General features: G+C 71.1%; 23 protein-coding genes and 2 pseudogenes. 3 read left to right on the top strand and 22 right to left on the bottom strand.

What is annotated here, in order from left to right:
• Window positions 1-36: 36 nt before the first annotated feature.
• The 5 genes from ACLJPL_RS32095 to ACLJPL_RS32115 are packed head-to-tail and all read right to left on the bottom strand — an operon-like array spanning window position 37 to window position 5,492.
• The gene (locus ACLJPL_RS32095) at window positions 37-840 is read right to left on the bottom strand and encodes a DUF1295 domain-containing protein (protein ID WP_411084475.1); all 804 of its coding nucleotides are present in this window, start codon (window positions 838-840) and stop codon (window positions 37-39) included.
• On the bottom strand, window positions 837-2,174 hold the full coding sequence (locus tag ACLJPL_RS32100; RefSeq protein WP_411084476.1) for a class I SAM-dependent methyltransferase: 1,338 nt from the start codon (window positions 2,172-2,174) through the stop codon (window positions 837-839). The genes ACLJPL_RS32095 and ACLJPL_RS32100 overlap by 4 nt, the downstream gene beginning before the upstream one ends.
• Complete coding sequence (locus ACLJPL_RS32105) at window positions 2,171-3,502, bottom strand: class I SAM-dependent methyltransferase (protein WP_411084477.1); 1,332 nt, start codon at window positions 3,500-3,502, stop codon at window positions 2,171-2,173. Before ACLJPL_RS32105 ends, ACLJPL_RS32100 begins: the two co-directional genes overlap by 4 nt.
• Complete coding sequence (locus ACLJPL_RS32110; RefSeq protein WP_411084478.1) at window positions 3,499-4,224, bottom strand: DUF1365 domain-containing protein; 726 nt, start codon at window positions 4,222-4,224, stop codon at window positions 3,499-3,501. The genes ACLJPL_RS32105 and ACLJPL_RS32110 overlap by 4 nt, the downstream gene beginning before the upstream one ends.
• On the bottom strand, window positions 4,218-5,492 hold the full coding sequence (locus tag ACLJPL_RS32115) for an NAD(P)/FAD-dependent oxidoreductase (RefSeq protein ID WP_411084479.1): 1,275 nt from the start codon (window positions 5,490-5,492) through the stop codon (window positions 4,218-4,220). The genes ACLJPL_RS32110 and ACLJPL_RS32115 overlap by 7 nt, the downstream gene beginning before the upstream one ends.
• Window positions 5,493-6,176: 684 nt before the next feature.
• Between ACLJPL_RS32115 and ACLJPL_RS32120 the strand changes: the two genes are divergently transcribed.
• Both ACLJPL_RS32120 and ACLJPL_RS32125 read left to right on the top strand, forming a co-directional pair.
• Window positions 6,177-6,824, top strand: coding sequence for a fasciclin domain-containing protein (locus tag ACLJPL_RS32120; protein WP_411084480.1), 648 nt, complete (start codon window positions 6,177-6,179; stop codon window positions 6,822-6,824).
• Between the two features lie 186 nt (window positions 6,825-7,010).
• Window positions 7,011-7,448, top strand: a complete 438-nt coding sequence (locus ACLJPL_RS32125) for an SPW repeat protein (RefSeq protein WP_411084481.1) — start codon at window positions 7,011-7,013, stop codon at window positions 7,446-7,448.
• 315 nt (window positions 7,449-7,763) lie between these two features.
• Here the strand turns inward: ACLJPL_RS32125 and ACLJPL_RS32130 are convergent, their stop codons facing one another.
• From ACLJPL_RS32130 to ACLJPL_RS32180, 11 genes and pseudogenes are all read right to left on the bottom strand, one after another.
• A complete protein-coding gene (locus ACLJPL_RS32130) occupies window positions 7,764-10,604 on the bottom strand; it encodes a DEAD/DEAH box helicase (RefSeq protein ID WP_411084482.1) in 2,841 nt (946 codons plus the stop codon).
• Between the two features lie 118 nt (window positions 10,605-10,722).
• Entirely contained in the window at window positions 10,723-11,688 is a 966-nt protein-coding gene (tatC, locus tag ACLJPL_RS32135; protein ID WP_411084483.1) for a twin-arginine translocase subunit TatC, read from the bottom strand.
• A gap of 49 nt (window positions 11,689-11,737) precedes the next feature.
• Window positions 11,738-12,034: a Sec-independent protein translocase subunit TatA gene (gene tatA, locus ACLJPL_RS32140; protein ID WP_411084484.1), complete on the bottom strand. Its 297-nt coding sequence runs from the start codon at window positions 12,032-12,034 to the stop codon at window positions 11,738-11,740.
• A 221-nt stretch (window positions 12,035-12,255) separates the two neighbouring features.
• On the bottom strand, window positions 12,256-12,453 hold the full coding sequence (locus tag ACLJPL_RS32145) for a hypothetical protein (protein ID WP_411084485.1): 198 nt from the start codon (window positions 12,451-12,453) through the stop codon (window positions 12,256-12,258).
• Between the two features lie 31 nt (window positions 12,454-12,484).
• Window positions 12,485-12,718: a hypothetical protein gene (locus tag ACLJPL_RS32150; protein ID WP_411084500.1), complete on the bottom strand. Its 234-nt coding sequence runs from the start codon at window positions 12,716-12,718 to the stop codon at window positions 12,485-12,487.
• 235 nt (window positions 12,719-12,953) lie between these two features.
• On the bottom strand, window positions 12,954-13,910 hold the full coding sequence (locus ACLJPL_RS32155; RefSeq protein WP_411084486.1) for a helix-turn-helix transcriptional regulator: 957 nt from the start codon (window positions 13,908-13,910) through the stop codon (window positions 12,954-12,956).
• A gap of 13 nt (window positions 13,911-13,923) precedes the next feature.
• Entirely contained in the window at window positions 13,924-14,877 is a 954-nt protein-coding gene (locus ACLJPL_RS32160) for a helix-turn-helix transcriptional regulator (protein ID WP_411084487.1), read from the bottom strand.
• A gap of 189 nt (window positions 14,878-15,066) precedes the next feature.
• Window positions 15,067-15,438 (bottom strand): FKBP-type peptidyl-prolyl cis-trans isomerase, encoded by a 372-nt coding sequence (locus ACLJPL_RS32165; RefSeq protein WP_411084488.1) that lies wholly within the window; start codon window positions 15,436-15,438, stop codon window positions 15,067-15,069.
• A 63-nt stretch (window positions 15,439-15,501) separates the two neighbouring features.
• A complete protein-coding gene (locus ACLJPL_RS32170) occupies window positions 15,502-16,470 on the bottom strand; it encodes an FKBP-type peptidyl-prolyl cis-trans isomerase (protein WP_411084489.1) in 969 nt (322 codons plus the stop codon).
• A 274-nt stretch (window positions 16,471-16,744) separates the two neighbouring features.
• Window positions 16,745-18,106 (bottom strand): Pup--protein ligase, encoded by a 1,362-nt coding sequence (gene pafA, locus ACLJPL_RS32175; protein ID WP_124267458.1) that lies wholly within the window; start codon window positions 18,104-18,106, stop codon window positions 16,745-16,747.
• 9 nt (window positions 18,107-18,115) lie between these two features.
• Window positions 18,116-19,409: pseudogene (locus tag ACLJPL_RS32180) on the bottom strand (MFS transporter).
• Between the two features lie 132 nt (window positions 19,410-19,541).
• On the opposite strand from ACLJPL_RS32180, the gene ACLJPL_RS32185 reads away from it, so the two are divergent.
• Window positions 19,542-20,576, top strand: coding sequence for a LacI family DNA-binding transcriptional regulator (locus tag ACLJPL_RS32185; protein ID WP_411084490.1), 1,035 nt, complete (start codon window positions 19,542-19,544; stop codon window positions 20,574-20,576).
• 47 nt (window positions 20,577-20,623) lie between these two features.
• On the opposite strand, the gene prcA is transcribed toward ACLJPL_RS32185, so the two are convergent.
• The 6 genes and pseudogenes from prcA to arc all read right to left on the bottom strand — a co-directional run bounded on the left by prcA (window position 20,624) and on the right by arc (window position 26,505).
• Entirely contained in the window at window positions 20,624-21,436 is an 813-nt protein-coding gene (gene prcA, locus ACLJPL_RS32190; RefSeq protein WP_411084491.1) for a proteasome subunit alpha, read from the bottom strand.
• Between the two features lie 58 nt (window positions 21,437-21,494).
• Window positions 21,495-22,340, bottom strand: coding sequence for a proteasome subunit beta (gene prcB / locus ACLJPL_RS32195; protein ID WP_030570217.1), 846 nt, complete (start codon window positions 22,338-22,340; stop codon window positions 21,495-21,497).
• Window positions 22,292-22,481: pseudogene (locus tag ACLJPL_RS32200) on the bottom strand (endonuclease domain-containing protein); the annotation flags it as partial. The gene prcB and the pseudogene ACLJPL_RS32200, both read right to left, overlap by 49 nt.
• A gap of 162 nt (window positions 22,482-22,643) precedes the next feature.
• Window positions 22,644-22,862, bottom strand: a complete 219-nt coding sequence (locus ACLJPL_RS32205) for a ubiquitin-like protein Pup (RefSeq protein WP_018515354.1) — start codon at window positions 22,860-22,862, stop codon at window positions 22,644-22,646.
• 129 nt (window positions 22,863-22,991) lie between these two features.
• Window positions 22,992-24,503 carry a depupylase/deamidase Dop gene (gene dop, locus ACLJPL_RS32210; protein WP_411084492.1) on the bottom strand — a complete coding sequence of 504 codons (1,512 nt, stop codon included), beginning with the start codon at window positions 24,501-24,503 and terminating at the stop codon, window positions 22,992-22,994.
• A gap of 235 nt (window positions 24,504-24,738) precedes the next feature.
• Window positions 24,739-26,505, bottom strand: coding sequence for a proteasome ATPase (arc, locus tag ACLJPL_RS32215; protein ID WP_411084493.1), 1,767 nt, complete (start codon window positions 26,503-26,505; stop codon window positions 24,739-24,741).
• Window positions 26,506-26,655 lie beyond the last annotated feature (150 nt).

The raw sequence follows: 26,655 nt of genomic DNA on the forward strand, positions 1-26,655 counted from the left end.
CAGGCTTCAGCGGCGCGCGCAGGCCCCCGGCAGGCTTCACCGGCGTCGCGGCGGCCGGGGAAAGAACGCGCTCGTGCGAGCCTGATAGCCGGCGTATCCCGGGCGCTCCGCCATATGGCGCTCCAGCAGGGCCGCGCCGCTCCCCCTGGTCAGCAGGAAGGTCATGACCAGCGGGGCGACGACGGTCGCGGCGGCGGCAGCCGGGGCCTGGCAGACGAAGAGGAACAGGCCCCACCAGACGAGGAAGTCACCGAAGTAGTTCGGGTGCCGGGTCCACGACCACAGGCCCCGGTCCATGATCTTCCCCTTGTTGGCCGGGTCGGCCTTGAACCGGGCGAGCTGCTGGTCCCCGATCCCCTCGAAGGCGAGCCCGACCGCCCACAGCACCGCCCCCGCCCAGGCCCACCACACCAGCGGCCCGGTCAGGTACTGCGCGGCCTGCACCGGCAGCGAGACCAGCCAGACCAGCGCGCCCTGGAGCAGGTAGACCTTGCGCAGGGCGTAGAGCCGAGGGTTGCCGGGGGCCTTGGCGAGCATCTTCTCGTAGCGCGGGTCCTCGCCGTGGCCGCGTCCGCGCCGCCCGATGTGCACGGCGAGCCGCAGCCCCCAGACCACGGTCAGCACGGTCACCAGGAGCCGCCGCGCGTCGTCGCCCTCACCGGCCGAGAGGCCGTACGAGACGAGGGCGACGGCGGCGAAACCGATGCCCCAGGCCACGTCGACGATGCGGTGGACGCCCTTCTTCAGGGCGACGGCGAAGGTGACCAGCATGACCGCGAGGGCGGTGCCGGCCGCGCCCGCGAGCCCGCTCGCGAACGCGCCCCAGGCGAAGCCGCTCACCGGTCCACCCCGTACCAGCCGCCCCGCGTGGCCGGCATCGCCGCCGTACCCTCCCGGTCCGGGCGTACGCACAGGATCTGGTCGACGCCCATCCGCCGCTCCTCGAACGCGAGGGCCCCGCCGACGAGATAGAGCCGCCAGACCCGTGCGGTCTCCTCCCCCACCAGGGCCGTGAACTCCGTCCAGCGCTCTTCCAGCGTCCGCCGCCAGGCGTCCACGGTCAGCACGTAGTGCTCGCGCAGGGCCTCCACGTCCCGCACTTCGAGGCCCGCCCCCTCCAGCAGCCCGACCGTCTCCCCGACCGGCCGCATATGCATGTCCGGCGCGATGTACGACTCGATGAACGCACCGCCGCCCGGGGCGTTCGCGCCCCGTGACATCTGCTGGACCAGCACCCGCCCCCGGGGCCGCAGGGAGTCGTGCAGGATCCGGGTGAAGGCGGGGTACTCCGCGTCCCCGACGTGCTCGCCCATCTCGATCGTGGAGACGGCGTCGTACGCGCCCCGGGTCTCGGGCCGCTCCGCGATGTCCCGGTAGTCGATGTTCAGGACCTCGACCAGCTCCTCCAGGCCGCGTGTCGCCACCTGCTCCCGTACGTACGCGGCCTGTTCGGCGGCGAGCGTGACGGCGGTGACCCGGACGCCGTGGCGCTGCGCCGCGTGGAGGGTCAGCGAGCCCCAGCCGCAGCCGATGTCCAGCAGCCGTGCGCCGGGCCGCAGTCCGAGCTTGCGGCAGATCAGCTCCAGCTTGTCGCGCTGCGCGTCGGCCGGTCCGTAGTCGGGTGCGTCGCTGGTCCAGTAGCCGCAGGAGTACGCCATCGTCTCGTCGAGGAGCAGCGCGTAGAAGGCGTTGGACAGGTCGTAGTGGTGGCTGATCGCCGCCCGGTCCCGGGCCTTGCTGTGCAGCGCCCCGCGCAGCCCGGCCCGGGCGGCGGGGACGGGCGGTCGCGGTCCTACGGCCCCGAGGCGCAGGGCGGTGCCCGCCGCCGCGAGCCGGTCGGGGAGGGAGAGCGCGGGCGGGGTGAGGCCGCGTTCGCTCATCGCGCGGCGGATGGCGCGCAGCCCGTCGCCCAGGTCGTCGTCGAGGTCGATGTCCCCGGTGATGTACGCCTCCGCCAGGCCGAGTTCGCCCGGCTCCCAGAGCAGACGGCGCAGGGCGCGCCGGGAACGCACCCGCACGGTCGGCGCGTCCTCGGGCCCGGCCTCGCTGCCGTCCCACATCCGTACCCGGACCGGCAGCGCGCCGCCGAGCAGCCGTTCGGCCAGGGGTACGAGCCGCTGGGCGGCGCCGGTGGAGGTGCGGCGGGCGGGGGGCCTGGTTCCGGTGGTGGTCACGCGGTCTCCTCGCGGGTCAGGAGCAGTTGCTGCACATCGAGGTAGCCGGAGCGGAAGCCGGCTTCGGAGTAGGCGAGGTAGAAGGTCCACATCCGGCGGAAGACGGCGTCGAAGCCGAGCGCGTCGACCTCGGCGGCGCGTTCCGTGAACCGTTCCCGCCACAGGCGCAGCGTCTCGGCGTAGTGCGCCCCGTAGCCGGTGCGCCGCACGGTCCGCAGCCGGGTGTGCTCGGTGGTGACCCGCTCGATGGCCTCGGTGGAGGGCAGCAGTCCGCCGGGGAAGATGTACTTGTGGATCCAGGTGTACGTGGAGCGGCTGGCGCGCAACCGGTCGTCCGGCATGGTGATGGCCTGGAGGGCGATCCGGCCGCCGGGGGCGAGCAGCCGGTCCAGGGCCTGGAAGTAGACCGGCCAGAACCCCTCCCCCACCGCCTCGATCATCTCGACGCTGACGACGGCGTCGTACTCGCCGGTGACGTCGCGGTAGTCGCTGAGCCGGACCTCGACCCGGTCCTCGAACCCGGCCTCGCGGATGCGCGTACGGGCCAGTTCGCGCTGTTCGGCGGAGAGGGTGACGGTGACGACCCGCGCGCCCCGGGCGGCCGCCCGTACGGCCAGCTCGCCCCAGCCGGTGCCGATCTCCAGGAGCCGGGTGCCCTCCTTGACCCCGGCGGCGTCCAGCAGCCGGTCGATCTTGCGGTGCTGGGCGGCGGGCAGCAGGGACTGTTCGGCGGGGAAGCCCCGGAAGACGGCGGAGGAGTAGGAGAGCGTCTCGTCCAGGAAGAGGGCGAAGAGCTCGTTGGAGAGGTCGTAGTGGTGGCTGATGTTGTCCCGGGAGCCCTCGGGGGTGTTGAGCTGGGCCTCGGGCCTGCGCAACGCCCAGAGGGGACGCAGCCGTTGCAGCGGGCGGGGAATGAGGTCGGCGGCGGAGTCCGCGAGGACGGTGAGCACCCCCACCAGGTCGGGGGCGTCCCATTCGCCGGCCATGTAGGACTCGCCGAAGCCGATGAGCCCGCTCGCGCCGATCCGCCGGAAGAAGGCGTCGGGGTCGCGGATGTCCATGAGCGGCCCGCCGAGGCCGATGTCCTCCACCCCCGCGAGGCGGGCGCGCAGGGGAAGCCGGGCGAGGGCGCGGCGGACGACGCGTTCCGCGACGGCGGTCCGGGCGCGGGAGGCGCGGGGCCGGGCGACGACGTCGGGCCAGCGCTCGGGGTCGGCGGCCGGGTCCCGCTGTCCGGCCGGTGCGGGGGCGTGGCCCCTCGGCGCGGGGACGTGCCCCGCGGGATCGGGGGTCCGGTCTGCCGGCAGCTGGTGGGTGGGCGCGGTCACTGCATGCCTTCCTGTGGTCGGTGCGGGGGACGGGGCTGCACGGGGAGGCCGCGCAGGTAGAGCCGGATGCCGTGCAGCCGGATGGCGAGGGAGACGGCGACGGTGGAGAGGGGGTGGCGCAGGGCGAGGCGGACGAGCTGCCCGGGGGTGGCCGGGCGGCGGTCGCCCCGTACGGTCGCGGTGAAGGGGCGGGACCCCTCCCGCTCCAGATGGACGGTCAGGTCGAGCCGGTCCCCGGGCTCGGGCAGCCGCATCCGGTAGCCGCCGTCGACGGGGAAGAACGGCGAGACGTAGAACTCCTTGCCGGTCGTGGCGCGGTGCTCGCCGTCCGGGTGGAGCAGATAGCCGTGGCGTTCGCCGTACGTGTTGTGGACCTCGGCCACCACGCAGAGCGGGGACCCGTCGTCGCGGCGGCACCAGTAGACGGTGAGCGGGTTGAAGACGTGGCCGAGGACGCGGGCCTGGGTGAGCATGGTGACGGTTCCGTCGCCGAGGTCCACGCCCTGGGCGCCGAGGAAGCGTGCCAGCCCGGCCCGGATGGTCGGTGCGGTGCCGCCGAAGTGGTCCCGCGCGTCGAACCGGGCCAGCGGCCGCAGGGCGCGCGGCAGCCGGGGCGGGTCGTCCGGGTCGATGAGCCACAGGTAGGTCCGGTGCCGCAGCGCGTAGGTGCTGGGCCGGGTCCGCACGTGCGTGATGGCGCACGGGTACAGGCCGTTCACCACGCCACCCCCAGGGCCGCGGCCGCCTCGACCCCCGAGCGGCAGCCGTCCTCGTGGAAGCCCCACCCGTGGTACGCCCCCGCGAAAGCGGTGACGGGGCCGGAGAGGGCGGGCAGCCGGGCCTGGGCGGACACCGACTCCGGGGTGTAGACGGGGTGTTCGTAGACCATGCGGGCGCGTACGGAGGCGGGGTCGACCCGGTCGGAGCCGTTCAGCGTGACGACGAACGTCTCGGGCGCGTCGAGCCGCTGGAGCCGGTTCATGTCGTAGCTGACGGTGACCCGGTCGGCGTCGGCGGCGCAGGAGGGCATCAGGTAGTTCCAGGAGGCCCGCGCGCCCCGGCTGCGGGGCAGCAGCGTGGTGTCGGTGTGCAGCAGCGTGGGGTTGCGGGAGTACCGGAAGGCCCCGAGCGTGGCGCGTTCGGCGTCGGTGGGGTCGGCCAGCAGCCGGAGCGCCTGGTCGGGGTGGGTGGCGATGACGACGGCGTCGTACGGCGTGGTCGTGCCGTCCTCGGTGGTGAGCTCGACGCCGTCCGCGTGGCGGGCGACGGACCGGACCGGGGTCGCGGTGTGGACGGCGGTGAGCTGCTTGACGAGGCGCTCGACGTACGAGCGCGAGCCGCCGGTGACGGTCCGCCAGACGGGGGAGCCGCCGATCGCGAGCATGCCGTGGTGGGCCAGGAACTGGAAGAGGTAGCGGGCCGGGTAGCGCAGGGCGGTGACCGGGTCGCAGGACCAGACGGCGGAGACCATGGGGGTCAGGAAGTGGGCGTGGAAGTACGCCGAGAAGCGGCCGCGCCGGGCGAACTCCCCCAGGGTCATGCCGGTGTCCGCGCTCTCCGGCAGCTCCAGCAGCGCCCGTGCGGCGCGGTGGAAGCGCGGCACCTCGGCGAGCATGCGCACGTAGGGGCCGCGAACGGCGGAACGCGGCTGGGCGAGGAGTCCAGAGGGGCCCCGGGCGCCCGCGTACTCCAGGCCGCAGCCCTCGCACCGTACGGACATGCTCATCTCGGACTCCTGGGTGGCGACGCCCAGTTCGTCGAAGAGGCGCAGGAGGTGGGGGTAGGTCCGCCGGTTGTGCACGATGAAGCCCGAGTCGACGCGGTGCACCCGGCCGTCGGAGGCGACCAGGTCGTGGGTGTGGGCGTGGCCGCCGACGCGGTCGTCCGCCTCGTACAGCGTGACGTCGTGCGCCTCCCGCAGGACGTGGGCGGCGGTCAGTCCCGCCACTCCGCTCCCCACCACGGCCGTCCGCCGCCGTTCCCCTGCCATCCCGGCTCCCTCCGGTCCTCCTGCGCTGGTCGGAGCAGTGCTGGAGTGCTCCTCGCAGTCCATTCGGCGCAGATGACCGGAAGGATTGGTCGATGATCGGAACTAACCCGATCGAGTGAATGCCACCGCCGGACCAATCCGCCGCGCCGTCCGCGCCGAATCCCTTGCGTGAGAGCAGATCGGAACGATGCGCGGACGGACGGGACCTTCGGGGCCCGGCGGCCCCGCCAGGTGCGCGCCGTCTCGGCCGCGCCCGGCGGCCGGGCCGCCTGCCCCGATGCCCGGGCCACCGCCGTATCGCCCGCCCTTCGCGCCCCCACGTGTCCGGCCGGCGCCGGTCACCGCGGCGGGCGGGGCGGACGGCGGCTCGCCGCGCCGGCCGTTCCGGTCCGCCTCACGGTCGGGGGCGGCGTCGCCACCCGGACGGCCGGGGAGCCGTCCGTGCGGTGCGCCGCCATCGGTCATGGGGCCGTGCCGGCCGCAGGAGCGTCATCACTCCTGGTCGGACGGCCGGTACCGGCGCCGGGTCCGTCTCCCGCGGCTGGGAGACGGACCACGAGTCGCCGGAAACCGAGGCCACCGCTCCCCCACACCTCTGCTCCCCCTGTCCGCCCCTTGCCCCTACGGCACGACTGAGCACCGTTCCTTATCCCCGCTCAGCACCTTCGATACAGGAGAAACACCATGAACACCCTCCACTTCCGCCGCACCGCCGTCGCCGTGGCCACCGCGGCGGTACTGCCGCTGGCGCTGACCGCCTGCTCCTCCGGCGACTCCTCCAAGGACTCGGCGGCGGGCTCGACCCCCAGCGCGGCCAACTCGGCGAGCGCGTCGGCCGACGACTCGATGACCACGGACAAGCCGTTCGGCCCCGGGTGTGCCTCCGTGCCGAAGGACGGCGCGGGCTCGTTCGACGGCATGGCGCAGGACCCGGTCGCGACGGCCGCCTCGAACAACCCGGCACTGTCGACGCTGGTGGCCGCGGTCAAGCAGGCCGGCCTGGTGGACACGCTCAACAACGCCGAGAACATCACGGTGTTCGCCCCGACCAACGACGCTTTCGCGAAGATCCCGAAGGCCGACCTGGACGCGCTGCTCGCGAACAAGGCCGAGCTCACCAAGGTCCTCACCTACCACGTGGTGGGCCAGAAGCTGACGCCGCAGCAGCTGGAGAAGGGCTCCTTCGACACGCTGGAGAAGAGCAAGCTGACGACGTCCGGCTCGGGCACGGAGTACACCGTCAACGACTCCTCGAAGGTCGTCTGCGGCAACGTCCCGACCGCCAACGCGACGGTCTACATCATCGACACGGTCCTGATGCCCCCGAAGTAACACCGGAGGCATGAGGGGCGGGGTGCTGCGGCGGATCGCAGCGCCCCGCCCCTTCGTCATGCCCGGTCCCACCCCGCCCCACGGGGATGCGCATAAGGCCCAGATAATAGCAAACTAGACACATGGGCGCTTGGCGCACTTTCCGTGCGGCGTCAGGGCCCGCAGGACCGAAGGAGACGAAATCTCATGAGCAACGTCTCACACGCCAGGAGCGACATAGCGGGCCACCCCGACGCCCCCGAGATGCGGGCACGCTACGACCGGGTGATGGGCGGCCGCGATGTGGCGCTGGTGGACGCGCCGGTGTTCCTCGTCGGCCTCTACTGCGCCGTCTCTCCGTGGGTGCTCCACTTCACGGCGAACCAGCCCGCCCTGGCGACGCACAACCTCGTCATGGGCATCGCGATCGCGGTGCTGGCCCTCGGCTTCACGATGATGCCGGAGCGCATGTACGGCCTGAGCTGGGCGATGTGCGCCATGGGTGCGTGGGTCATCGTGTCGACCTGGGTGGTCGGGAGCAGCCCGGACACCGGAATCATCCTCAACAACATCATCGTCGGCGGCCTGACGGTGCTGCTGGGCCTGGTCTGCGCGGGAGCAGCGGCGAAGAGCCGCAGCACCTGAACAGCAACTCCGGCACGCCTCCAGCATGTCGAGGAGCCCACTCCAGCCCCTCGGGCGCTTGAGGAGCGAGGCCCGGGGCGCGGCCCGGCCTACACCCCCAGCCCCGCCCGTACTCCCAGCCCCTCCGGCGCTTGAGGAGCGGGGTCCGGGGCGCGGCCCGGCCTACACCCCCAGCCCCGCCCGTACTCCCAGCCCCTCCGGCGCTTGAGGAGCGGGGTCCGGGGCGGAGCCCCGGTTTCGGGAAGGGGCGGGGAGGGGAACAGCCCGCCGCAGGCGCACCGCCCCCCACACGCCCCCACCCCGCAACACCCACCGTCAGCCGACAGAGCTGTAAGCCACAACCCCCCGCAACACCCCGTCAACCGCCTTCCGCGCGTTACGAGCCACAGAGCTGGCCCCCGCGCTCCCCTCCCGAGGAGCCGCCGCCGCCACCTGCCCCAGCACGTCGATCACCTGCTTGCACCACCGTACGAAGTCCCCCGCCGGCATCTCCGCCTCGCGCAGCACCTCGTTCAGCGTGCGCCCGGAGGCCCACATGTAGACCGCCCAGGCGAAGCCGAGATCGGGCTCGCGCTGCCCGACCCCCTCCGTCTGGTTGATCTTGAAGTCCTCCTCCAGGGCGTCCAGCCGCCCCCAGATCCGCACCATCTCGCCCATGGCGGCCTTCGCCGGCCCGGACGGCAGCTTGGGCGCGACCGCGTCGTCCGCCTGCCGGGCCTCGAACACCAGCGCCGAGACGCACGCGGCGAGTTCGGCGGGGTTGAGCCCCTCCCACACGCCCTCCCGCAGACACTCGCTGGCGAGCAGGTCCAGCTCCCCGTACAGCCGGGCCAGCCGCCGCCCGTTCTCCGTGACCTCGTTGCCCCGGAGGTAGTCCAGCTCGGTCAGGAGCGCGACGATCCGGTCGAAGGTGCGGGCGATCGTGTTCGTCCGCCCCTCGATCCGCTTCTCCAGCTGCCGCGTGTCCCGCTGCAACCGGTGGTAGCGCTCGGCCCACCGCGCGTGGTCCTCGCGCTCGTCGCACCCGTGGCATGGGTGGGCGCGCAGCTCGGTCCGCAGCCGGGCGATCTCGCGGTCGTCGGCGGCCGGCGCCCGCCCCTTGCGGTGCCGGTCGGGCACGATGTGCCCGGCCTTCGACCGCAGGGCGGAGGCCAGATCGCGCCGGGACTGCGGCGAGCGCGGGTTGAACGACTTCGGGACCCGCATCCGGTCCAGCGCCTCCACCGGCACCGGGAAGTCGATCGAGGCGAGCCGCTTGACCTGCCGCTCGGAGGTCAGCACCAGCGGACGCGGCCCGTCGTGGTGGTCGAACCCGCGGTGCCCGTTGGCCCGCCCGGCGGGAAGCCCCGGGTCCAGCACGAGCGCCAGCCCCGCGAACTTCCCGGTCGGCACGTGGATGACGTCGCCCGGCTTCAGCTTCTCCAGCGAGGTGGCGGCGGCCGCCCGTCGCTGGGCCGCGCCCTGCTTGGCGAGCTCCGTCTCCCGGTCCTTGAGGTCGCGGCGCAGCCGCGCGTACTCCTCGAAGTCGCCGAGGTGGCAGGTCATGCCCTCCTTGTAGCCCTCCAGGCCCTCTTCGTTGCGCTGGACCTGCCGGGAGATCCCGACGACCGACTTGTCGGCCTGGAACTGGGCGAACGACGTCTCCAGCAGCTCGCGCGAGCGGTGCCGCCCGAACTGCTGCACCAGGTTGACCGCCATGTTGTACGAGGGCCGGAAGCTGGAGCGCAGCGGATACGTACGCGTCCCGGCGAGCCCGGCCAGCCCTGTCGGGTCCATGCCGCGCTGCCACAGGACCACCGCGTGGCCCTCGACGTCGATGCCGCGCCGCCCGGCCCGGCCGGTGAGCTGGGTGTACTCGCCGGGGGTGATGTCGGCGTGCTGCTCGCCGTTCCACTTGACGAGCTTCTCCAGGACCACCGAGCGCGCGGGCATGTTGATGCCGAGCGCCAGGGTCTCGGTGGCGAAGACCGCCTTCACCAGGCCCCGTACGAACAGCTCCTCGACGACCTCCTTGAACGTCGGCAGCATGCCCGCGTGGTGGGCTGCGATGCCCCGCTCCAGCCCTTCGAGCCACTCGTAGTACCCGAGGACGTGAAGGTCCTCGCCGGGGATGGAGGCGGTCCGCTCCTCGACGATCTCCCGCACCAGCCGGCGCTTGTCCTCGTCGTTGAGCCGGAGGCCGGCGTACAGACACTGCTGTACGGCGGCCTCGCAGCCGGCCCGGCTGAAGATGAAGGTGATCGCGGGCAGCAGGCCCTCGTTGTCCAGCCGCTCGATGACCTCGGGCCGGCCGGGCGTCCAGATCCGGCTGCGCTGACGCCGCTCGCGCTCGCGGTCGGCCTCGCGGACCATCTTGCCCCGGCGGCGGTCGCGGGGGTTGTACCCCTGCTGGTTCTCCGTCCGGGCGAGGCGGACCAGGTCCGGGTTGACCTCGCGGCGTCCGACGCCGCGGCCGCCGTGGTCGGTGGCCTCCTCGAAGAGGTCGTACATCTTGCGCCCGGCCATCACGTGCTGCCAGAGCGGCACCGGACGGTGCTCGGAGACGATCACCTCGGTGTCGCCGCGCACGGTGTCCAGCCAGTCGCCGAACTCCTCCGCGTTGGACACGGTCGCCGACAGGGAGACCAGGGTCACCGACTCCGGGAGGTGGATGATCACTTCTTCCCAGACCGCGCCCCGGAAGCGGTCGGAGAGGTAGTGCACCTCGTCCATGACCACATAGCCGAGTCCGGAGAGCGACTGCGAGCCCGCGTACAGCATGTTCCGCAGGACCTCGGTGGTCATCACGACCACCGGCGCCTCGGAGTTGACGCTGTTGTCGCCGGTCAGCAGGCCGACCTTGTCCGCCCCGTACCGCTTGGCCAGGTCGGCGTACTTCTGGTTGGAGAGCGCCTTGATGGGCGTGGTGTAGAAGCATTTGCGGCCCTGCTCCAGGGCCAGGTGCACGGCGAACTCGCCGACGATCGTCTTGCCCGACCCCGTGGGGGCCGCGACCAGCACCCCCTTGCCCGCCTCGAGGGCCTGGCATGCCTCGATCTGGAAGGGGTCGAGTCCGAACTCGTACATCTCCCGGAAGGGCCCGAGGGCCGTCGCCATCTCGGCCGCGCGGGCCCGGGACGCCTGGTATCGCTCAGCTGGTGAGAGGTCCTCTGTCATCTTGGCTACGAGCCTACCCGCCGCCTCCGACAGTCAGCCTGATCTTTAAACGGCCTTGGCCTTCCACCTGATCAGCGGCCGGTCGAAGCTTGGTGAGGACCCGCACGGCACACCCCGGTCAGGTGATGTCGTCGTAACCGTTGAGCCGGTGCGAGCGTGAGCCGTCCGGCTCGCCGGAAGCCTGCTCCGGCAGCACTCGGCGCGGAGCGGCCACGGGCTCGACCCCTTCGACCGCCTCGGGGGTCAGGTCGAGCCGCGACGCCTCGTCGTCGCTGAGCTCGGCGTCGGGGTTGTTGCGGTTGCGACGCTTGTCGTTCAGCAGGGAGAAGCCGACAGCGATGAAGTAGAGCACCGCGAGCGGGCCGGAGAGCAGCAGCATGGAGATCGGCTCGCCGCCGGGGGTGGCGATGGCCGCGAAGGCGGTGAGGCCGACGATCATGCCGCGCCACCAGCGCAGCATGCGGACGCCGGAGAGGACCCCGGTCATGTTGAGGGCGACGAGCAGCAGCGGGAGTTCGAAGGCGAGACCGAAGACGATCACCATGCGGGTGATCAGGTCGAGGAAGTCGTCGAGCGGCAGCAGGTTCGTCACGTTCTCCGGCGTGAAGTCGAGCATGATCTCGGCCGTCTGCGGGAGGATCACGTACGCCAGGTAGGCCCCGGCGGCGAAGAGCGGGGCGCCGGCCGCCACGAAGGCCAGGGAGTACCGCTTCTCCTTCTGGTGCAGGCCGGGGGCGACGAAGGCCCAGAGCTGGTAGAGCCAGACGGGCGTGGCGATGAGGACGCCCGCCATGAGGGACACCTTGAGCGCGATGGTGAACGGCGACAGCAGACCGTTGGTGGTCATCTCCGCGCAGGGGCGGCCGTTGACCATCGTCTCGACGCCGTTCTTGCAGCCGACCGAGTCAAGGATCGGCTTCATCAGGAACTCGAAGATCTCCTTGTGGAAGAAGGCGGCCCCGATGATGGCGATCAAGATCGCCAGCACGGCCTTCAGCAGCCGGTTACGCAGCTCACGCAGGTGATCGAGGAGAGGCATCCGCCCCTCTTCGTCCTTCTCCTGCTTGCGGGCAGACTTGAGCAACCCACTTCCCTCGTCTCGTGCGGCGGCTGTCGGCGGAGCGCGTCAGCGGTCAGCTCTGGGTGGTGGGCTTGGCGTCGTTGACCGGGCGGGAGCTCGTGACGTCACCCGGAGCGGCCTGGATGGTGCGCGCGGTGGTGGCCTGCGGAGGGGTGGGGTCCGCGACGGTCTCGGTCGGGGGCGTCGCGGTCGCCGCGTCGTCCTTCTTCATCGCCTTGGCCTCGCTCTTGAGGATGCGGGCCGACTTGCCGAGCGAGCGCGCCATGTCGGGAAGCTTCTTGGCGCCGAAGAGCAGCAGGATGACCGCGATGATCAGAACGATCTCGAGGGGCTTCAGATTGCCGATCATGTGCGACTTCCTTCTCACTGAGGCGGCTGGAGGGGTGGGCTCGCTACCCGTGCTACCGGACCTGTCGTCCGAATCGTTGCGCTTGGCAGCGATCGTAACCCGCAGGGGTAAACGCGAGGCAATGCCCGTGCGTACTCCCGATTGCGGCCCCCGCCCTCCCTGCCTGGGCCGACTCGTGAAGCGTACCCCTCGGTTCCGGCGGACGGCAGGGCGCGGCCCCGCTATCGCAGGCTGTCGCCGGTGGCCGCGAGGCGTGTCGCCGCTCGTTCGAGGTCCTCGGACGCCTGGTTGATCCGCTCGGTGGTGGCGGTGACCTGACGGCCGAGCCGCTGTGCCTCGACGAAGACCTTGACGGCCAGTACGCCGAGCACGGCGACCCCCAGGAATCCCAGGGCGATGGCGAGCATGGGCCAGAACATGCGGCGGTGCCTCTTCCTACGGACGTGGGATCTACGGCGTGGCGTGCAGACGCAGGGTCCGTACGCCGCCGCCGGTGAGCAGTTCGATGATGCGCTCCCCGGCGGGCTTGCGGACCGGGGCGGCGCACTCGGGGCAGGTGAAGCTGTAGAAGGCAGTGCGGCTGCCGGCGCCGATCGCCAGGCGCAGCGCCCCCGCCGCGAGCTCGAAGCGCCCGCGGCAGTCGGGGCACGAGGCCCGGAACCGTACAGCGGCGGGTACCGGCACCGGGACCGGCCCGGTACGGACGGTCGGCCGGGTACGAACGGCGACCGGGCCGGTGCGAACAGCCGGACCCGCCGAGGCGACCGGGCCGGTGCGCACAGCCGGACCCGCCGAGGCGACCGGGCCGGTGCGCACAGCCGGACCCGCGGAGGCGATCCGGCCCGCGGAGGCGACCGGGCCGGTGGAGGCGACCGGCGTCAGGTACGTCGGGTTCATCTGGCTCTCCGCTCCGGGTCGCTCAGACCGTGTCGTCGTAGGCGGCCAGCGCCTCGCGGGCGGCGGACCGGGCGCTGTCGGCGAGCTCCGGCGGGGTGACGATGCGTCCCTCGCCGCCCAGGCGCAGCGCGAGCCGGCGCAGCGAGGCCGGGTCGGGGGTGCGCAGGGTGATGCGCAGTCCGCCGTCCGGCAGCTCCTCGGCGCTGTCGTGCGGGTAGTACTCCGCGACCCACCGGCCTCCGGTGCCGACCTCGATCACGACCTCGGGGTCCTCGGCGGCGGGCTGGACCAGCCCTTCCGACAGGTCCCGCAGCTCCAGCTCCGGCGGTGCGGCCGGGGCGTCCAGGAGCCGGATCTCCGCGACCCGGTCGAGGCGGAAGGTCCGGCGGGCCTCGGAGAGCCGGCACCAGCCCTCCATATAGGTGTGGCCCACGGCGAACAGCCGGATCGGGTCGACCTCGCGTTCGGTGAGCTCGTCGCGGGCGGGCGAGTAGTAGCGCAGCCAGAGGCGGCGGCGCTCGGAGATGGCCCGGTCGACGTCGGCGAAGACGCCGCCCTCCGCCTCGAAGGTCACCGAGAGCCGGGAGCTCGCCGCGCCGGACTCCCCGGCCGCCGTCTCCAGCTTGGCGGTCGCGCGGACCAGGGCGAGCCGGTCGCTCTCGCGCAGCCCGGGCAGGGTCGCGACCGCGCGGGCGGCGACGAGCAGGGCGGTGGCCTCGTCGGCCGCGAGCCGCAGCGGCTCGGCGACGTCGTCCGGGTTGTGCCACCAGATCCGGTCGCCGTCGGTGTCGATGTCGAGCAGGTCGCCGCCGCGGAAGCTGGTCCCGCACATGGGCAGCACGTCGAGGTCCGAGATCAGCTCGTCCTCCGTGATGCCGAAGGCCCGGGCCACGTCCTGGACGTGGGCGCCGGGGCGCTCGCGCAGGTACGTGACCAGGGAGAGCATCCGGCGGGTCTGGTCGATCGCGTTCGTGGCCATCGTTTCCGTACCCCTAGTCCTTGGCCACGGCGCGGAGCCGGTCCACCACATCGGCCCGCAGATCGGCGGGTTCCTCCACGACGACGTCCGGTCCGAACTCGACGAGCCAGGCGTCGAGCCCGTGTCCGTACGGAATCTCCAGCTCGTCCCAGCCGTCGCCGCGCTCCCTCACGGATATCGCGCGCGACCGCAGCGGGTAGCCGGCTCCGGCGCGCAGCCGGATGCGGGCGGTGCGGGTGGCGGTCTCGCCGGCCCAGCTCTCCACGGTCTCGCGGACCGTGACCACGTCGGGCACCTCGCTGGTGAAGGCGCCGGCCCGGGAGCGGACCCTGCCGGTGATGCGGGAGAGCCGGAAGACGCGTTCGGCGCCGCGCTCCCGGTCCCAGCCGGCGAGATACCAGTGGCCGCGCCAGCACTCCAGGGTCCAGGGTTCGACCTGGCGCTGCTCGGGACGGGCGGAGTTGGCCTTGCGGTAGTCGAAGGTGACCGGGCGGCGGTCGCGGCAGGCCAGCATCAGGGGCTCGAAGGCCGCCTCGTGGACGGGGATGCGGGGTTCGAGGGCGCTGTGGACCTCGTAGGCGTCCTCGGTCTCGGGCATGCCGGCGGCGCGGAGCTTCTGGAGGGCGCCGCTGGCCGCTCCGGCCAGGCGCGCCTGCTGCCAGACCTTGGCGGCGAGGCCGAGGGCGGCGGCCTCCTCGGCGTCCAGGGTGATGGGAGGCAGCCGGTTGCTGTCGCGGCGGGCCAGGTATCCGGTGTCGCCGTCGAGGTTCTCGACGGTCTCGATGACGAGGCCGAGCTCGCGCAGATCGTCCTTGTCGCGCTCGAACATCCGGTTGAAGGACTCGTCGGAGCCCGCTTCGAGGTACGCCTCGATGGAGCCGCGGAGCTCACGCTTGCTCAGCGGGCGCCGGGTCCCCAGCAGGCACAGCGCGAGGTTCATCAGCCGCTCGGCCTTGGCAATCGCCATCGACGCCCTTTCTTCATGTGCTCTACGACCGCCGACCGTACCGCCCCGGGGTGTCCGGACCAAAGCGGGGCCGTGCCCGGACAGCGCTGAGGGCCCCCGCCGTGCGGCGGGGGCCCTAGTCACCTGACCGGAGCGGAACGTACGTGACCGAAAGGGATCGGTTCACGAAGCCCGCATGACCGGTACGGATCAGACCGCCACCAGGTCGCAGACGAAGATCAGCGTCTCGCCCGGGGCGATGGCGGAGCCGGCGCCGCGGTCGCCGTACGCGAGGTGCGCCGGGATGGTCAGCTGGCGACGGCCGCCGACCTTCATGCCCTGCACGCCCTGGTCCCACCCGGAGATGACCTGGCCGACACCCAGCTGGAAGGCCAGCGGCGTACCGCGGTTCCAGGAGGAGTCGAACTCCTCGCCGGTGGAGAAGGCCACGCCCACGTAGTGGACCTGGACCCGGTCGCCGGCCTTGGCGACGGGGCCGTCGCCCTCCCAGATGTCCTTGATCTCCAGGTCCGCCGGCGGCTCGCCACCCGGGAAGTCGATCTCGGGCTTCTCGATGCTCACTGAACTGCTCCTCTGATGAACTGTGTACTGCGGGGCAACCGGCCCATTGTCACAGATTGACGATCAGACCACTCCGAGGATGTCCACCGAGAACACCAGCGTGTTCTTCGACAGCCCGGAGTTCGGCGCGTTGCCGTAACCCAGCTTGGGCGGGATCACCAGGAGCACCCGGTCTCCGACGTTCTTACCGACGAGGGCCTGGTCCCAGCCCTGCACCACGGAGCCGGTCCCGATCTGGAAGGCGAGGGCGCCCGCGTTGTTCCAGGAGGAGTCGAACTGCTTGCCGTCCTCCCACTTCACACCGGTGTACTGGGCGATCAGCCCCTGCCCCGCCTCGACCTTCGCGCCGGTGCCCTTGATGAGCACCTGCTCCTTCAGGTCGGTGGGGGCCTTCTCCCCCTTCGGGACGGTGATCGCGGCCGCCTTCTTCGATTCGGCCTTCACCGTGGGCAGTCCCGACTCCGGGGCCGCCTGCTTGCCCTCGGCCTCCGCCTTGGGGTCGACGGTGGCCGCCCCGACCACGTCGACGACCCAGACCAGGACGTCCGACTCGCTGAGCCCCGACTGCGGGTTGAGGCCCTGCCCCACCAGCTCGCCGGCGGTTCCCTGCAACATGATCCGGCTGCCGGTCTTCCGACCGGTCACCGAGTCGAGGACCTTCGCGGGCAGCTGCTGGCTCTGCTGGCCGACCCGCTCGACCGCCTGCCGCCGTGCCCCATCGGCGGCCGGAGCGCTCCAGGTGCCACCGAGGTTCTCGGTGCCCTTCCACTTCTCGACGGTCCATTCCAGCCGAACGAAGTCACCCTTCTTGACCTTCGCCCCACTGCCTTCCGTGACGGTCTTGACCACCGTCTTCTCCGAGGCTTCCGCGTCCTTCGGGACGGCGATCTCGGGCTTGGCCCCGAATTTCCCCTTGATCTCCGCCACGCTTCCCGAGTCGCCCTTCTCGGAGTCCGATCCACACGCGGCGGTGAACAGCAGGACGGGCACGGCCAGCAGGGCGGCGAAACGTCGCTTCGTGTTGTAGGTCATCAGTCCAACTGGGAGTCGAGGCTATGGAAACGCCCGCCACTCTACGGTGTCCGGCGTTCCGCGCACCGGTTCCGTCAACCCGGCGCACCGCACGGCGGCGCCCCCGGCCTCTGCCCGGACTCGGTGTCGCCGCCTTCCGGGGAGGACCGAAGGACCGTACGCACGGAGAAAGCCGCCGGGTGCGGCAGGACTGGGGCCTGTCCGAGGCGAGTCCTGCCGCACCCGGCGGCTTCGGCGTGGCGGTCCGGCTGCCGGAGACCGGCCGCCGGCCAGGTCACATCCCGGCGATGAGCTTCTCCACGCGCTCGTCCACCGACCGGAACGGGTCCTTGCACAGCACCGTGCGCTGCGCCTGGTCGTTGAGCTTGAGGTGGACCCAGTCGACGGTGAAGTCCCGCCGCTGCTCCTGGGCCCTGCGGATGAAGTCGCCGCGCAGCCTCGCCCTGGTGGTCTGCGGGGGCACCGACTTGCCCTCGAAGATCTTGAGGTCGTTGCAGATGCGGGCGGTCTGTCCCTTGCGCTCCAGCAGGTAGAACAGGCCGCGGCGACGGTGGATGTCGTGGTAGGCGAGGTCTATCTGGGCGACCCGCGGGTTCGACATGGTCATGTTGTGCTTGGCCCGGTACCGCTCGATCAGCTTGTACTTCATGACCCAGTCGATCTCGGTGCCGATCCGGTCGAGGTCCTCGGCCTCGATGGCGTCGAGCGTGCGGCCCCACAGCTCCAGGACCTGGTCGACGGTGCCGGTGCGGATGCCCCGGCGCTCGACGAAGTCCACGGCCTTCTCGTAGTACTCCCGCTGGACCTCGATGGCCGAAGCCTCCCGGCCGCTGGCCAGGCGCACCTTGCGCCGGCCGGTGGTGTCGTGGCTGACCTCGCGGATGGCCCGGATCGGGTTCTCCAGGGTCAGGTCGCGCATCACCGTGCCCGCCTCGATCATGCGGAGCACCAGGTCGGTGGCGCCGACCTTGAGCAGCATGGTCGTCTCGGACATGTTCGAGTCGCCGACGATGACGTGGAGGCGGCGGTACCGCTCGGCGTCGGCGTGGGGTTCGTCGCGGGTGTTGATGATCGGCCGGGAGCGGGTCGTCGCGGAGCTGACGCCCTCCCAGATGTGCTCGGCGCGCTGGCTGACGCAGTAGACGGCTCCGCGCGGGGTCTGGAGCACCTTGCCCGCGCCGCAGATGAGCTGCCGGGTGACGAGGAAGGGGATGAGGATGTCCGCGAGCCGGGAGAATTCTCCGTGCCGGGCCACGAGGTAGTTCTCATGGCACCCGTAGGAGTTTCCCGCCGAGTCGGTGTTGTTCTTGAAGAGATAGACGTCGCCCGCGATTCCCTCCTCGTGCAGGCGGCGTTCGGCGTCGACGAGCAGACCTTCGAGAATGCGCTCGCCGGCCTTGTCATGCGTGACCAACTCGGTCACGTTGTCGCATTCGGGGGTTGCATATTCCGGATGCGATCCCACGTCGAGGTAGAGTCGGGCGCCGTTCCGCAGGAAGACATTGCTGCTGCGGCCCCATGACACAACACGGCGGAAGAGGTAGCGCGCCACTTCGTCAGGTGACAGTCGGCGCTGTCCCCTGAACGTGCACGTGACGCCGTACTCGTTCTCCAGCCCGAAAATGCGGCGGTCCATGACTGAACATTACGCCTTACGGCCGGTGCTGAAACCGGGTTCGACGGCACCGTTTCGATCATTTTCCGATCCGGTCACGACGGCGGGGTCACGCACGGGAGCTGCTGGCGGTCCCGGCCCTGACCGGCGACACGTCCCCTAGGACCTTCCCGGTGGCCAGCAGGACCACCAGGGCGAGGACTCCGCCGACCCCCGCCACGCCGAAGCTCCAGGCGGTCGAGCCGAGCTCCACGGCCGGGCCCGCGACGGCCGTTCCGGCTGCCGCGCCGACGCCGAAGGTGGTGACGAGCCAGGAGAACGCCTCGGTCACCGTGCCGCGCGGGGCGTGCCGGTCCACCACGATGAACGAGCACGCGATGGCCGGGGCGAGGAAGACGCCGGCCAGGGCGGCCAGAGCGGTCATCGCCGGGACCGAGGGCGTGAGCGTCAACGGCAGATAGCCCAGCGCCAGGAGGGCGACGATCACGCGCAGCCGCCGCTCGGGCGCACCGGCCCACTGCCGCGCCCCGTAGCCCAGGCCCCCGATCAGCGCGCCGAGACCCAGCGCGGCCATCAGCCAGCCGTACACCGACTCGCGGCCGTGGTCGTCCGCGTAGGCCACACCGGCCACCGTGATGGAGCCGAGCGCGAGCCCGACGAAGAAGAACGCGCCCAGCAGGGCGAGGAGTCCGGGCGAGCGCAGCGCCCCGAGCCAGTGCGCCTCGCGGGGTGCGGAGCGCCAGGCGCGCGAGGGCTCGGAGAGGACGACCGACAACGCGCCCAGGACGCCGATGGCGTTGATGACGAGCAGGGCGGCGGCCGGGGACCAGAGCGAGACGAGGACCGTCACCAGGAGCGGCCCGACGGTGAACATGATCTCCTGCGCGACCGCGTCGAGGGCGTACGCCCGGTGCACCTGGTCCTCACGCTTGAGCACGCTGGGCCACAGGGCCCGCAGCCCGCCCTCCAGAGGCGGTGTGGCGACCCCGGCGACGACGACGGCCGCGTACGCCAGTGGGAGCGAGCCGAGCCCGGACACCGCCAGCAGGGCCATGCCGAGCGCGGAGAGCACGGCGGCGGGGAGCTGGACGCGGGGCTGTCCGTACAGGTCCACCGCCCGGCCCAGCAGCGGCTGTCCCACGGCGGTGGCGAGCCCGTACGCGGCGGCCAGCGCGCCGGCCAGCGTGTAGCTGCCGCCCTCGGCGCGGGTGAACAGCACGATCGCGATGTGCGCGGTGCCGTTGGGCAGCCGCCCCACCAGGGTGCCCGTCAGCAGCCGGGCGGCATGCCGCGCCCGGAGGATGTCCAGATATCCCGCGGCCATTCCCGCCCCTTTCCGCCGGACGGCTGCCGCCACCCTAGGTTTTACGTATAACGTCGAGGTTCATACGTACCATGTCGGCAGTTCGCGGGTCCACCTCGCGGCGCCATGGAGACATCCCGCACGGAGGCCCGCGTGACCGACTCGCACCAGCCCGCCCCGCCCCGGCCCACCAGCCGCGACGTGGCCCGTGCGGCGGGCGTCTCGCAGGCGACGGTCTCCCTGGTGCTCGGCGAGAAGTGGCCGGGCCGGGTGTCCGAGGTCACGGCCCAGCGGGTGAGGGAGTGCGCGGCGGAGCTCGGCTACCGGCCCAATCTGGCCGCCCGCAGTCTGCGGCTGGGCCGCACCAGGACCGCGCTGCTGGTGGTCCCGGCGCTCACCAACGAGTTCTTCGCCCGCGTGTACACCGGGGCCGCGGCCGTCGCCGCCGAGCACGACTTCGGCGTGGTGCTCTACCCCTCGCCGGACGGCACAGGACCGGCCCGGGACCCGTTCGCCTCGGCCCGCGCCGCGCTGGACGGGGTGATCGCCTCCTCGATGGCCTCCGACGCGCTGAGCGCCCTGCACGGGGCCGAACTGCCGCTGGTGATGCTGGACAGCGATCCGGCCGGGACGGACGCGGCGGCCCATGTGAACCTGGACATCGCGGACGGCATGCGCCAGGTGACGGACCATCTGCTGGGCCTCGGCCACCGCCGGTTCGTCCATCTGGCGTCCGCCGTGGACACCTGGACGTTCGCGGTCCGGGCGCAGGCGCTGCGGGAAGCGGTGGGCGCGGCGTCGGGCGCGAAGGTGCGTACGGTACGGGCTCCGCTCGACGTACGGGCCGGGCGCGAGGCCGCCGAGCAGGCGCTCGCCGTCGCCGGGGAGCGGCCGACCGCGATCGTCTGCGACGACGACATCCTGGCGGCGGGCGCCTGCAAGGCGGCCCGCCGGCTCGGGCTGCGGGTGCCGGAGGACCTCTCGGTCACCGGCTTCGACGACCTGGCCCTGGCCACCGCGCTCGAACCGGAGCTGACGACCGTGCAGCTGCCGGCCGAGCAGGTCGGGGAGCGGGGCATGGCGGCGCTGCTCGCCGTCCTGGAGGGCCGCCCCGTGGAGCCGGGCAGCCTGCCGGTGCGGCTGGTCCAACGCGGCTCCACCGCGCCGCCGCCCGCCGCCGGGGCATGACCGTGCCCCCGGGCCGGGGCCCGGGGGCACGGTGAAGGCGCTGCCGCCTACTCCTCCGTGGAGCCGGGCGTGCTGCCGGTGTCGGTGCCGGTTTCCGTGGAGTCGCCGGCATCGGCGTCCTCGATGTCGGACGGGGCGTCGGTCGGGGTGGTGCCCGCCGCCTCCGCGTCGAGCAGCCGGGTCAGCTGGCGGCCGACGATCCGCTTGAACTTGCGCTGCTGGGGCCGCGTGCGGTCCAGCACCGCGACCTCTAGGCGGTCCGCGGGAATCTCCCGCTCCCCGCCGCCCGGCTCCCGGGAGAGCGCCTGGACGGCCAGCTTCAGGGCCTCGGCGAGCGTCATGCCGTCGCGGTGGCGCTGGTCCAGGAAGGTGCTGATCTGCTCGGCGTTGCCGCCGACCGCGACCGAGCCGTGCTCGTCCACGATCGAACCGTCGTGCGGCAGCCGGTAGATCTGGTCGCCCTCGGCCGCGGCGCCGACCTCGGCGACCACGAGCTCCACCTCGTACGGCTTCTCGGCCGCGCTGGAGAAGATGGTGCCGAGCGTCTGGGCGTAGACGTTGGCCAGCCCACGGGCCGTCACATCGTCCCGGTCGTAGGTGTATCCGCGCAGATCGGCGTAGCGCACGCCGCCGATGCGGAGGTTCTCGTACTCGTTGTACTTGCCGGCGGCGGCGAAGCCGATCCGGTCATAGATCTCGCTGAACTTGTGCAGCGCGCGGGACGGGTTCTCGCCGACGAACACAATGCCGTCGGCATACTGCAGCACAACGAGGCTGCGACCACGGGCGATGCCCTTGCGGGCGTATTCCGCCCGGTCGGCCATGGCCTGCTGGGGTGAGACATAGAACGGCGTCGACACCGGCTATCCGTCCCTTTCTGTCAGTGACGAGTGCATCTCGGGAGGCTCGGAGTCCGGGTCAGAGCAGCGCGGCGCGCGGGCCGTCCGGCTGCTCGAGTCGGCGTTCCAGGATGGAGCGCGCGATGTCGGCGGACTCCTGGTCGCCCAGCCTCCGGAAGCCCTCGTCGGTGATGACGGTGACGATCGGGTAGATGCGGCGGGCCACGTCCGGGCCGCCGGTCGCCGAGTCGTCGTCCGCGGCGTCGTACAGCGCCTGCACGACCAGGGTGAGTGCCTGCTCCTCCGTCAGGTCCTCGCGGTAGAGCTTCTTCATGGAGCCGCGGGCGAAGATCGACCCGGAGCCGGTGGCGGCGTACCCGTTCTCCTCGGAGCGGCCGCCGGTGACGTCGTACGAGAAGATGCGGCCCTTCTCGCGGTCGACGTCGTACCCCGCGAAGAGCGGCACCACGGCGAGGCCCTGCATGGCCATGGCCAGGTTGGAGCGGATCATGGTGGAGAGCCGGTTGGCCTTGCCCTCCAGGGAGAGCTGGGCCCCCTCGACCTTCTCGAAGTGCTCCAGCTCCAGCTGGAAGAGCTTGACCATCTCCACGGCCAGTCCGGCGGTGCCGGCGATGCCCACCGCCGAGTACTCGTCGGCTGGGAAGACCTTCTCGATGTCGCGCTGCGCGATCATGTTGCCCATGGTGGCGCGCCGGTCACCGGCCAGGACGACGCCACCGGGGAAGGACGCAGCGACGATGGTCGTCCCGTGCGGCGCCTCGATGGCCCCCTGGAGCGGCGGCAGGCTCCGGTTGCCCGGGAGCATCTCGGGAGACTGGTCGGACAGGAAGTCCATGAACGAGGACGATCCCGGCGTCAGGAAGGCAGCTGGTAGACGCCCGGTGCTACGAGTGTTGGCTTCCACGCGTTTCCCTCCAGGTATGCGATGGCCCTGCGCAAGAGAGTCAGGATCATCCCCCAACTTGCCGATGGCCGACTTGCAGTTGAAGCAACGTACGCCACGGACCCTACCCGCCGGGGGGCGGTGATCCACATGTTCGGCGGGGGGATCTGCGGCGATCCCGCGCTCGCGCACCGGTGGCGTGCCTCCGGTTGGCGAGCGGGGTGACGGCGCGCGCCGTGGCGGTCGCCGTCACCCCGTCTCCCCTCGGATGCCGCGGGCGCCCGGATCACTGCCGGGACGCTACCGGGCATTCACACTCGTGAACTACTGTCCACCCTTTTGAACGAATGACCTCACGAAATCCTCGGCGTTCTCTTCCAGGACGTCGTCGATCTCGTCCAGCACCGAGTCGACGTCGTCGCTCAGCTTCTCCTGGCGCTCCGCGAGGTCCTCGGACGCCTGCGCGTCCTGCGCCTGCTCCTCGGTCTCCTCGGTGGAACGCGTCGCCTTCTGCTGTCCGCCGCCGGTGTCCTTGGTCGCCATGTAGCTCACCCCGCTCGGTTCGAAGCAATCGAAGCTCTTGATCAGACCCTACCCACGAGGTCCGACATTCGGCCCGGTAGTTGTTCAACGTCCGGGCCTCGGGTGATTGATTCCCAGCCCGGACCCCTTTCAGCCGCCCGAGAGCGTCCGGACCAGCTCGTCCGCCGTACGACAGCGGTCCAGCAGGTCCTTGACGTGCTCCTTGGTGCCCCGCAGCGGCTCCAGGGTGGGCACCCGCTGGAGCGAGTCGCGGTCCGGCAGGTCGAAGATGACCGAGTCCCAGGAGGCGGCCGCCACGTCGTCGGCGTACTGCTCCAGACAGCGGCCCCGGAAATAGGCCCGGGTGTCCTCCGGAGGCTTCGTACGGGCCCTGGTGACGTCGTCCTCGTCCAGCAGCCGCTTCATCCGCCCACGGGCCGCCAGACGGTTGTAGAGCCCCTTGTCGGGCCGTACGTCCGCGTACTGGAGGTCGACCAGGTGCAGCCGGGGGGCGTCCCAGTCCAGCGAGTCACGGCGGCGGTAGCCCTCCATGAGCTCCCGCTTGGCGATCCAGTCCAGCTCCCCGGCCAGGCTCATCGGATCGGTCTCCAGCCGGTTGAGCGTGTCCTCCCAGCGGGTCAGGATGTCCTTGGTCTGCTCGTCCGCGTCGGCGCCGTACCGCTCGTCGACGTATTTGCGGGCCAGCTCGAAGTACTCCATCTGGAGCTGGACGGCGGTGAGTGTCCGGCCGTTGCGGAGCGTGATCAGCTGCCTGAGCTCCGGGTCGTGCGAGACCTGGTGCAGCGTGCGTACGGGCTGGTCGACGGCCAGGTCGACGTTGATGAAGGCGTCCTCGATCATGGACAGCACCAGGGACGTGGTGCCGAGCTTGAGGTAGGTCGAGATCTCCGAGAGGTTGGCGTCGCCGATGATCACATGGAGCCGGCGGTACTTCTCCGCGTCGGAGTGGGGCTCGTCCCGGGTGTTGATGATGGGGCGCTTGAGCGTGGTCTCCAGGCCGACCTCGACCTCGAAGTAGTCGGCGCGCTGGCTGATCTGGAAGCCGTGCTCGTGGCCGTCCTGGCCGATGCCGACCCGGCCCGCGCCGGTGACGACCTGGCGGGAGACGAAGAACGGCGTCAGATGGCGCACGATGTCCGAGAACGGGGTCTCCCGCTGCATGAGGTAGTTCTCGTGCGTGCCGTAGGAGGCGCCCTTGTTGTCGGTGTTGTTCTTGTAGAGGTGGATCGGCTGGGCGCCGGGGATGGCGGCCGCCCGCTCGGCGGCCTCCGCCATGATCCGTTCGCCGGCCTTGTCCCAGAGCACGGCGTCGAGCGGGTTGGTGATCTCCGGCGAGCTGTATTCGGGGTGCGCGTGGTCGACGTAGAGCCGGGCGCCGTTGGTGAGGATCACATTGGCCAGGCCGATGTCCTCGTCGGTGAGCTGGCTGGAGTCGGCGGTCTCACGGGCGAGGTCGAAGCCTCGCGCGTCGCGCAGCGGATTCTCCTCCTCGAAGTCCCAGCGGGCGCGGCGCGCCCGGTGCATCGCCGCCGCGTAGGCGTTGACGATCTGGGACGAGGTGAGCATGGCATTGGCGTTGGGGTGGCCGGGGACGGAGATCCCGTACTCCGTCTCGATGCCCATTACTCGCCGTACGGTCATGCGGCCCTCCTTGCCCGGCGTCGGTCCCGTCCGGGAGCGACGCTCAAGTACCGCTGTTTGTCCGGTGCGTATGCGGTGCCCGTCACCGCACTGCGCGACTCGGCGGTACCGCAGAGCCTAGAGCGCCTCTGCGCCGGTGGGGAGATCAATTACGACATTGTTCCGGTGTGGCCGGAACCAGGGAAAACGACCGGCTGCGGATGCCCCTACCAGGCATCCGCAGCCGGTCGGCGTATTACAGGTATTGGCCGGTATTGGCCACCGTGTCGATGGAACGCCCGGTGTCCGCGCCCTGCTTTCCGGTGACGAGTGTGCGGATGAAGACGATCCGCTCACCCTTCTTGCCGGAAATCCTGGCCCAGTCGTCCGGGTTGGTGGTGTTCGGCAGGTCCTCGTTCTCCTTGAACTCATCCACGCACGCCTGGAGGAGGTGGGAGACGCGCAGACCCTTCTGCTGGTGTTCGAGGAATGCCTTGATGGCCATTTTCTTCGCCCGGTCGACGATGTTCTGAATCATCGCGCCGGAGTTGAAGTCCTTGAAGTACAGGACTTCCTTGTCGCCGTTGGCGTACGTGACCTCGAGGAAGCGGTTCTCCTCGGACTCCGTGTACATCCGCTCCACGACGGACTGGATCATGGCGTGGGCGGCGGCCGGCCGGGAGCCGGTGTGCTCGGCCAGATCGTCCGCGTGCAGCGGGAGCGACGGGGTCAGGTACTTCGCGAAGATGTCCTTCGCGGCCTCGGCGTCCGGACGCTCGATCTTGATCTTCACATCGAGTCGGCCGGGTCGCAGGATGGCGGGGTCGATCATGTCCTCGCGGTTGGAGGCGCCGATGACGATGACGTTCTCCAGGCCCTCCACACCGTCGATCTCGGCGAGCAGCTGCGGGACGATGGTGTTCTCCACGTCCGAGCTGACGCCGCTGCCGCGGGTGCGGAAGAGGGACTCCATCTCGTCGAAGAAGACGATGACGGGGGTCCCCTCGCTCGCCTTCTCCCTCGCACGCTGGAAGACCAGGCGGATGTGCCGCTCGGTCTCGCCGACGTACTTGTTGAGGAGCTCGGGGCCCTTGATATTGAGGAAGTAGCTCTTCCCCGCGGGCTGCCCGGTCACCTCGGCGACCTTCTTGGCGAGCGAATTGGCGACGGCCTTGGCGATGAGCGTCTTGCCGCAGCCGGGCGGACCGTAGAGCAGGATGCCCTTCGGCGGTCGCAGTTCGTGTTCCTTGAAGAGGTCGGGGTGGAGGTACGGGAGCTCGACCGCGTCGCGGATCAGCTCGATCTGGTCGCCCAGGCCGCCGATCTTGTCGTAGTCGATGTCCGGGACCTCTTCGAGGACGAGCTCCTCGACCTCGCTCTTGGGAACGACCTCGTAGACGTAACCGGACCTGGAGTCCAGCAGCAGGGCGTCACCGGAGCGGATGGTGATGTCGAGCAACGGCTCGGCGAGCCGCACCACCCTCTCCTCGTCGGTGTGCCCGACCACCAGGGCGCGCTCGCCGTCCTCGAGGATCTCCTTGAGGGTGACGATGTCCCCGGCCCGCTCGAACTCCATGGCCTCGACCACGTTGAGCGCTTCGTTGAGCATGACCTCCTGGCCGCGCCTGAGGTCCTCCAGTTCGACGCTGGGAGACACGTTCACCCGGAGCTTGCGGCCCCCGGTGAAGATGTCGCAGGTGCCGTCCTCGTTGGCCTGCAGGAAGACGCCGAAGCCGGCCGGCGGCTGTGCGAGCCGGTCGACCTCCTCCTTGAGGGCCACGATCTGGTCACGCGCCTCGCGGAGCGTGTTGGCGAGCCGCTCGTTCTGTGCGGACACGCCTGCCAGGTTCGTCTGCAACTCGACGATCCGCTCTTCGAGAATTCTCGTATGACGCGGAGAGTCGGCGAGCTTACGTCGCAGGCCGGCGATTTCCTGCTCGAGATAGGCAACCTGGCCGGCTGGGTCTTCTGACCCCCGCGCGGGCCGGATGCCGCGGTTGATGTCGTCGTCGTGGGCTGCCACGGTCCTCACCTCCTCCATGGGGAGCTGGACGCTTCCTGACCCTACCTGGGTGGGTGGTGATTGAAACCCCTAGATCACAAAGACTGCGGGGTGTGTCCGATCTTCACCCTTGCGCTCTCCCTCACGTCAAGGGAATACCCACCCTTCGGC

The sequence above is a fragment of the Streptomyces sp. cmx-18-6 genome, from assembly GCF_046548915.1.
Classification (GTDB): Bacteria; Actinomycetota; Actinomycetes; order Streptomycetales; family Streptomycetaceae; genus Streptomyces.

Coding starts and splice junctions, on each gene's coding strand:
- ACLJPL_RS32115 (WP_411084479.1), bottom strand. CDS start 5,492: ATGGCAGGGGAACGGCGGCGGACGGCCGTGGTGGGGAGCGGAGTGGCG.
- ACLJPL_RS32120 (WP_411084480.1), top strand. CDS start 6,177: ATGAACACCCTCCACTTCCGCCGCACCGCCGTCGCCGTGGCCACCGCG.
- ACLJPL_RS32125 (WP_411084481.1), top strand. CDS start 7,011: ATGAGCAACGTCTCACACGCCAGGAGCGACATAGCGGGCCACCCCGAC.
- ACLJPL_RS32130 (WP_411084482.1), bottom strand. CDS start 10,604: ATGACAGAGGACCTCTCACCAGCTGAGCGATACCAGGCGTCCCGGGCC.
- tatA (WP_411084484.1), bottom strand. CDS start 12,034: ATGATCGGCAATCTGAAGCCCCTCGAGATCGTTCTGATCATCGCGGTC.
- ACLJPL_RS32145 (WP_411084485.1), bottom strand. CDS start 12,453: ATGTTCTGGCCCATGCTCGCCATCGCCCTGGGATTCCTGGGGGTCGCC.
- ACLJPL_RS32155 (WP_411084486.1), bottom strand. CDS start 13,910: ATGGCCACGAACGCGATCGACCAGACCCGCCGGATGCTCTCCCTGGTC.
- ACLJPL_RS32160 (WP_411084487.1), bottom strand. CDS start 14,877: ATGGCGATTGCCAAGGCCGAGCGGCTGATGAACCTCGCGCTGTGCCTG.
- ACLJPL_RS32170 (WP_411084489.1), bottom strand. CDS start 16,470: ATGACCTACAACACGAAGCGACGTTTCGCCGCCCTGCTGGCCGTGCCC.
- pafA (WP_124267458.1), bottom strand. CDS start 18,106: ATGGACCGCCGCATTTTCGGGCTGGAGAACGAGTACGGCGTCACGTGC.
- ACLJPL_RS32205 (WP_018515354.1), bottom strand. CDS start 22,862: ATGGCGACCAAGGACACCGGCGGCGGACAGCAGAAGGCGACGCGTTCC.
- dop (WP_411084492.1), bottom strand. CDS start 24,503: ATGACCGTACGGCGAGTAATGGGCATCGAGACGGAGTACGGGATCTCC.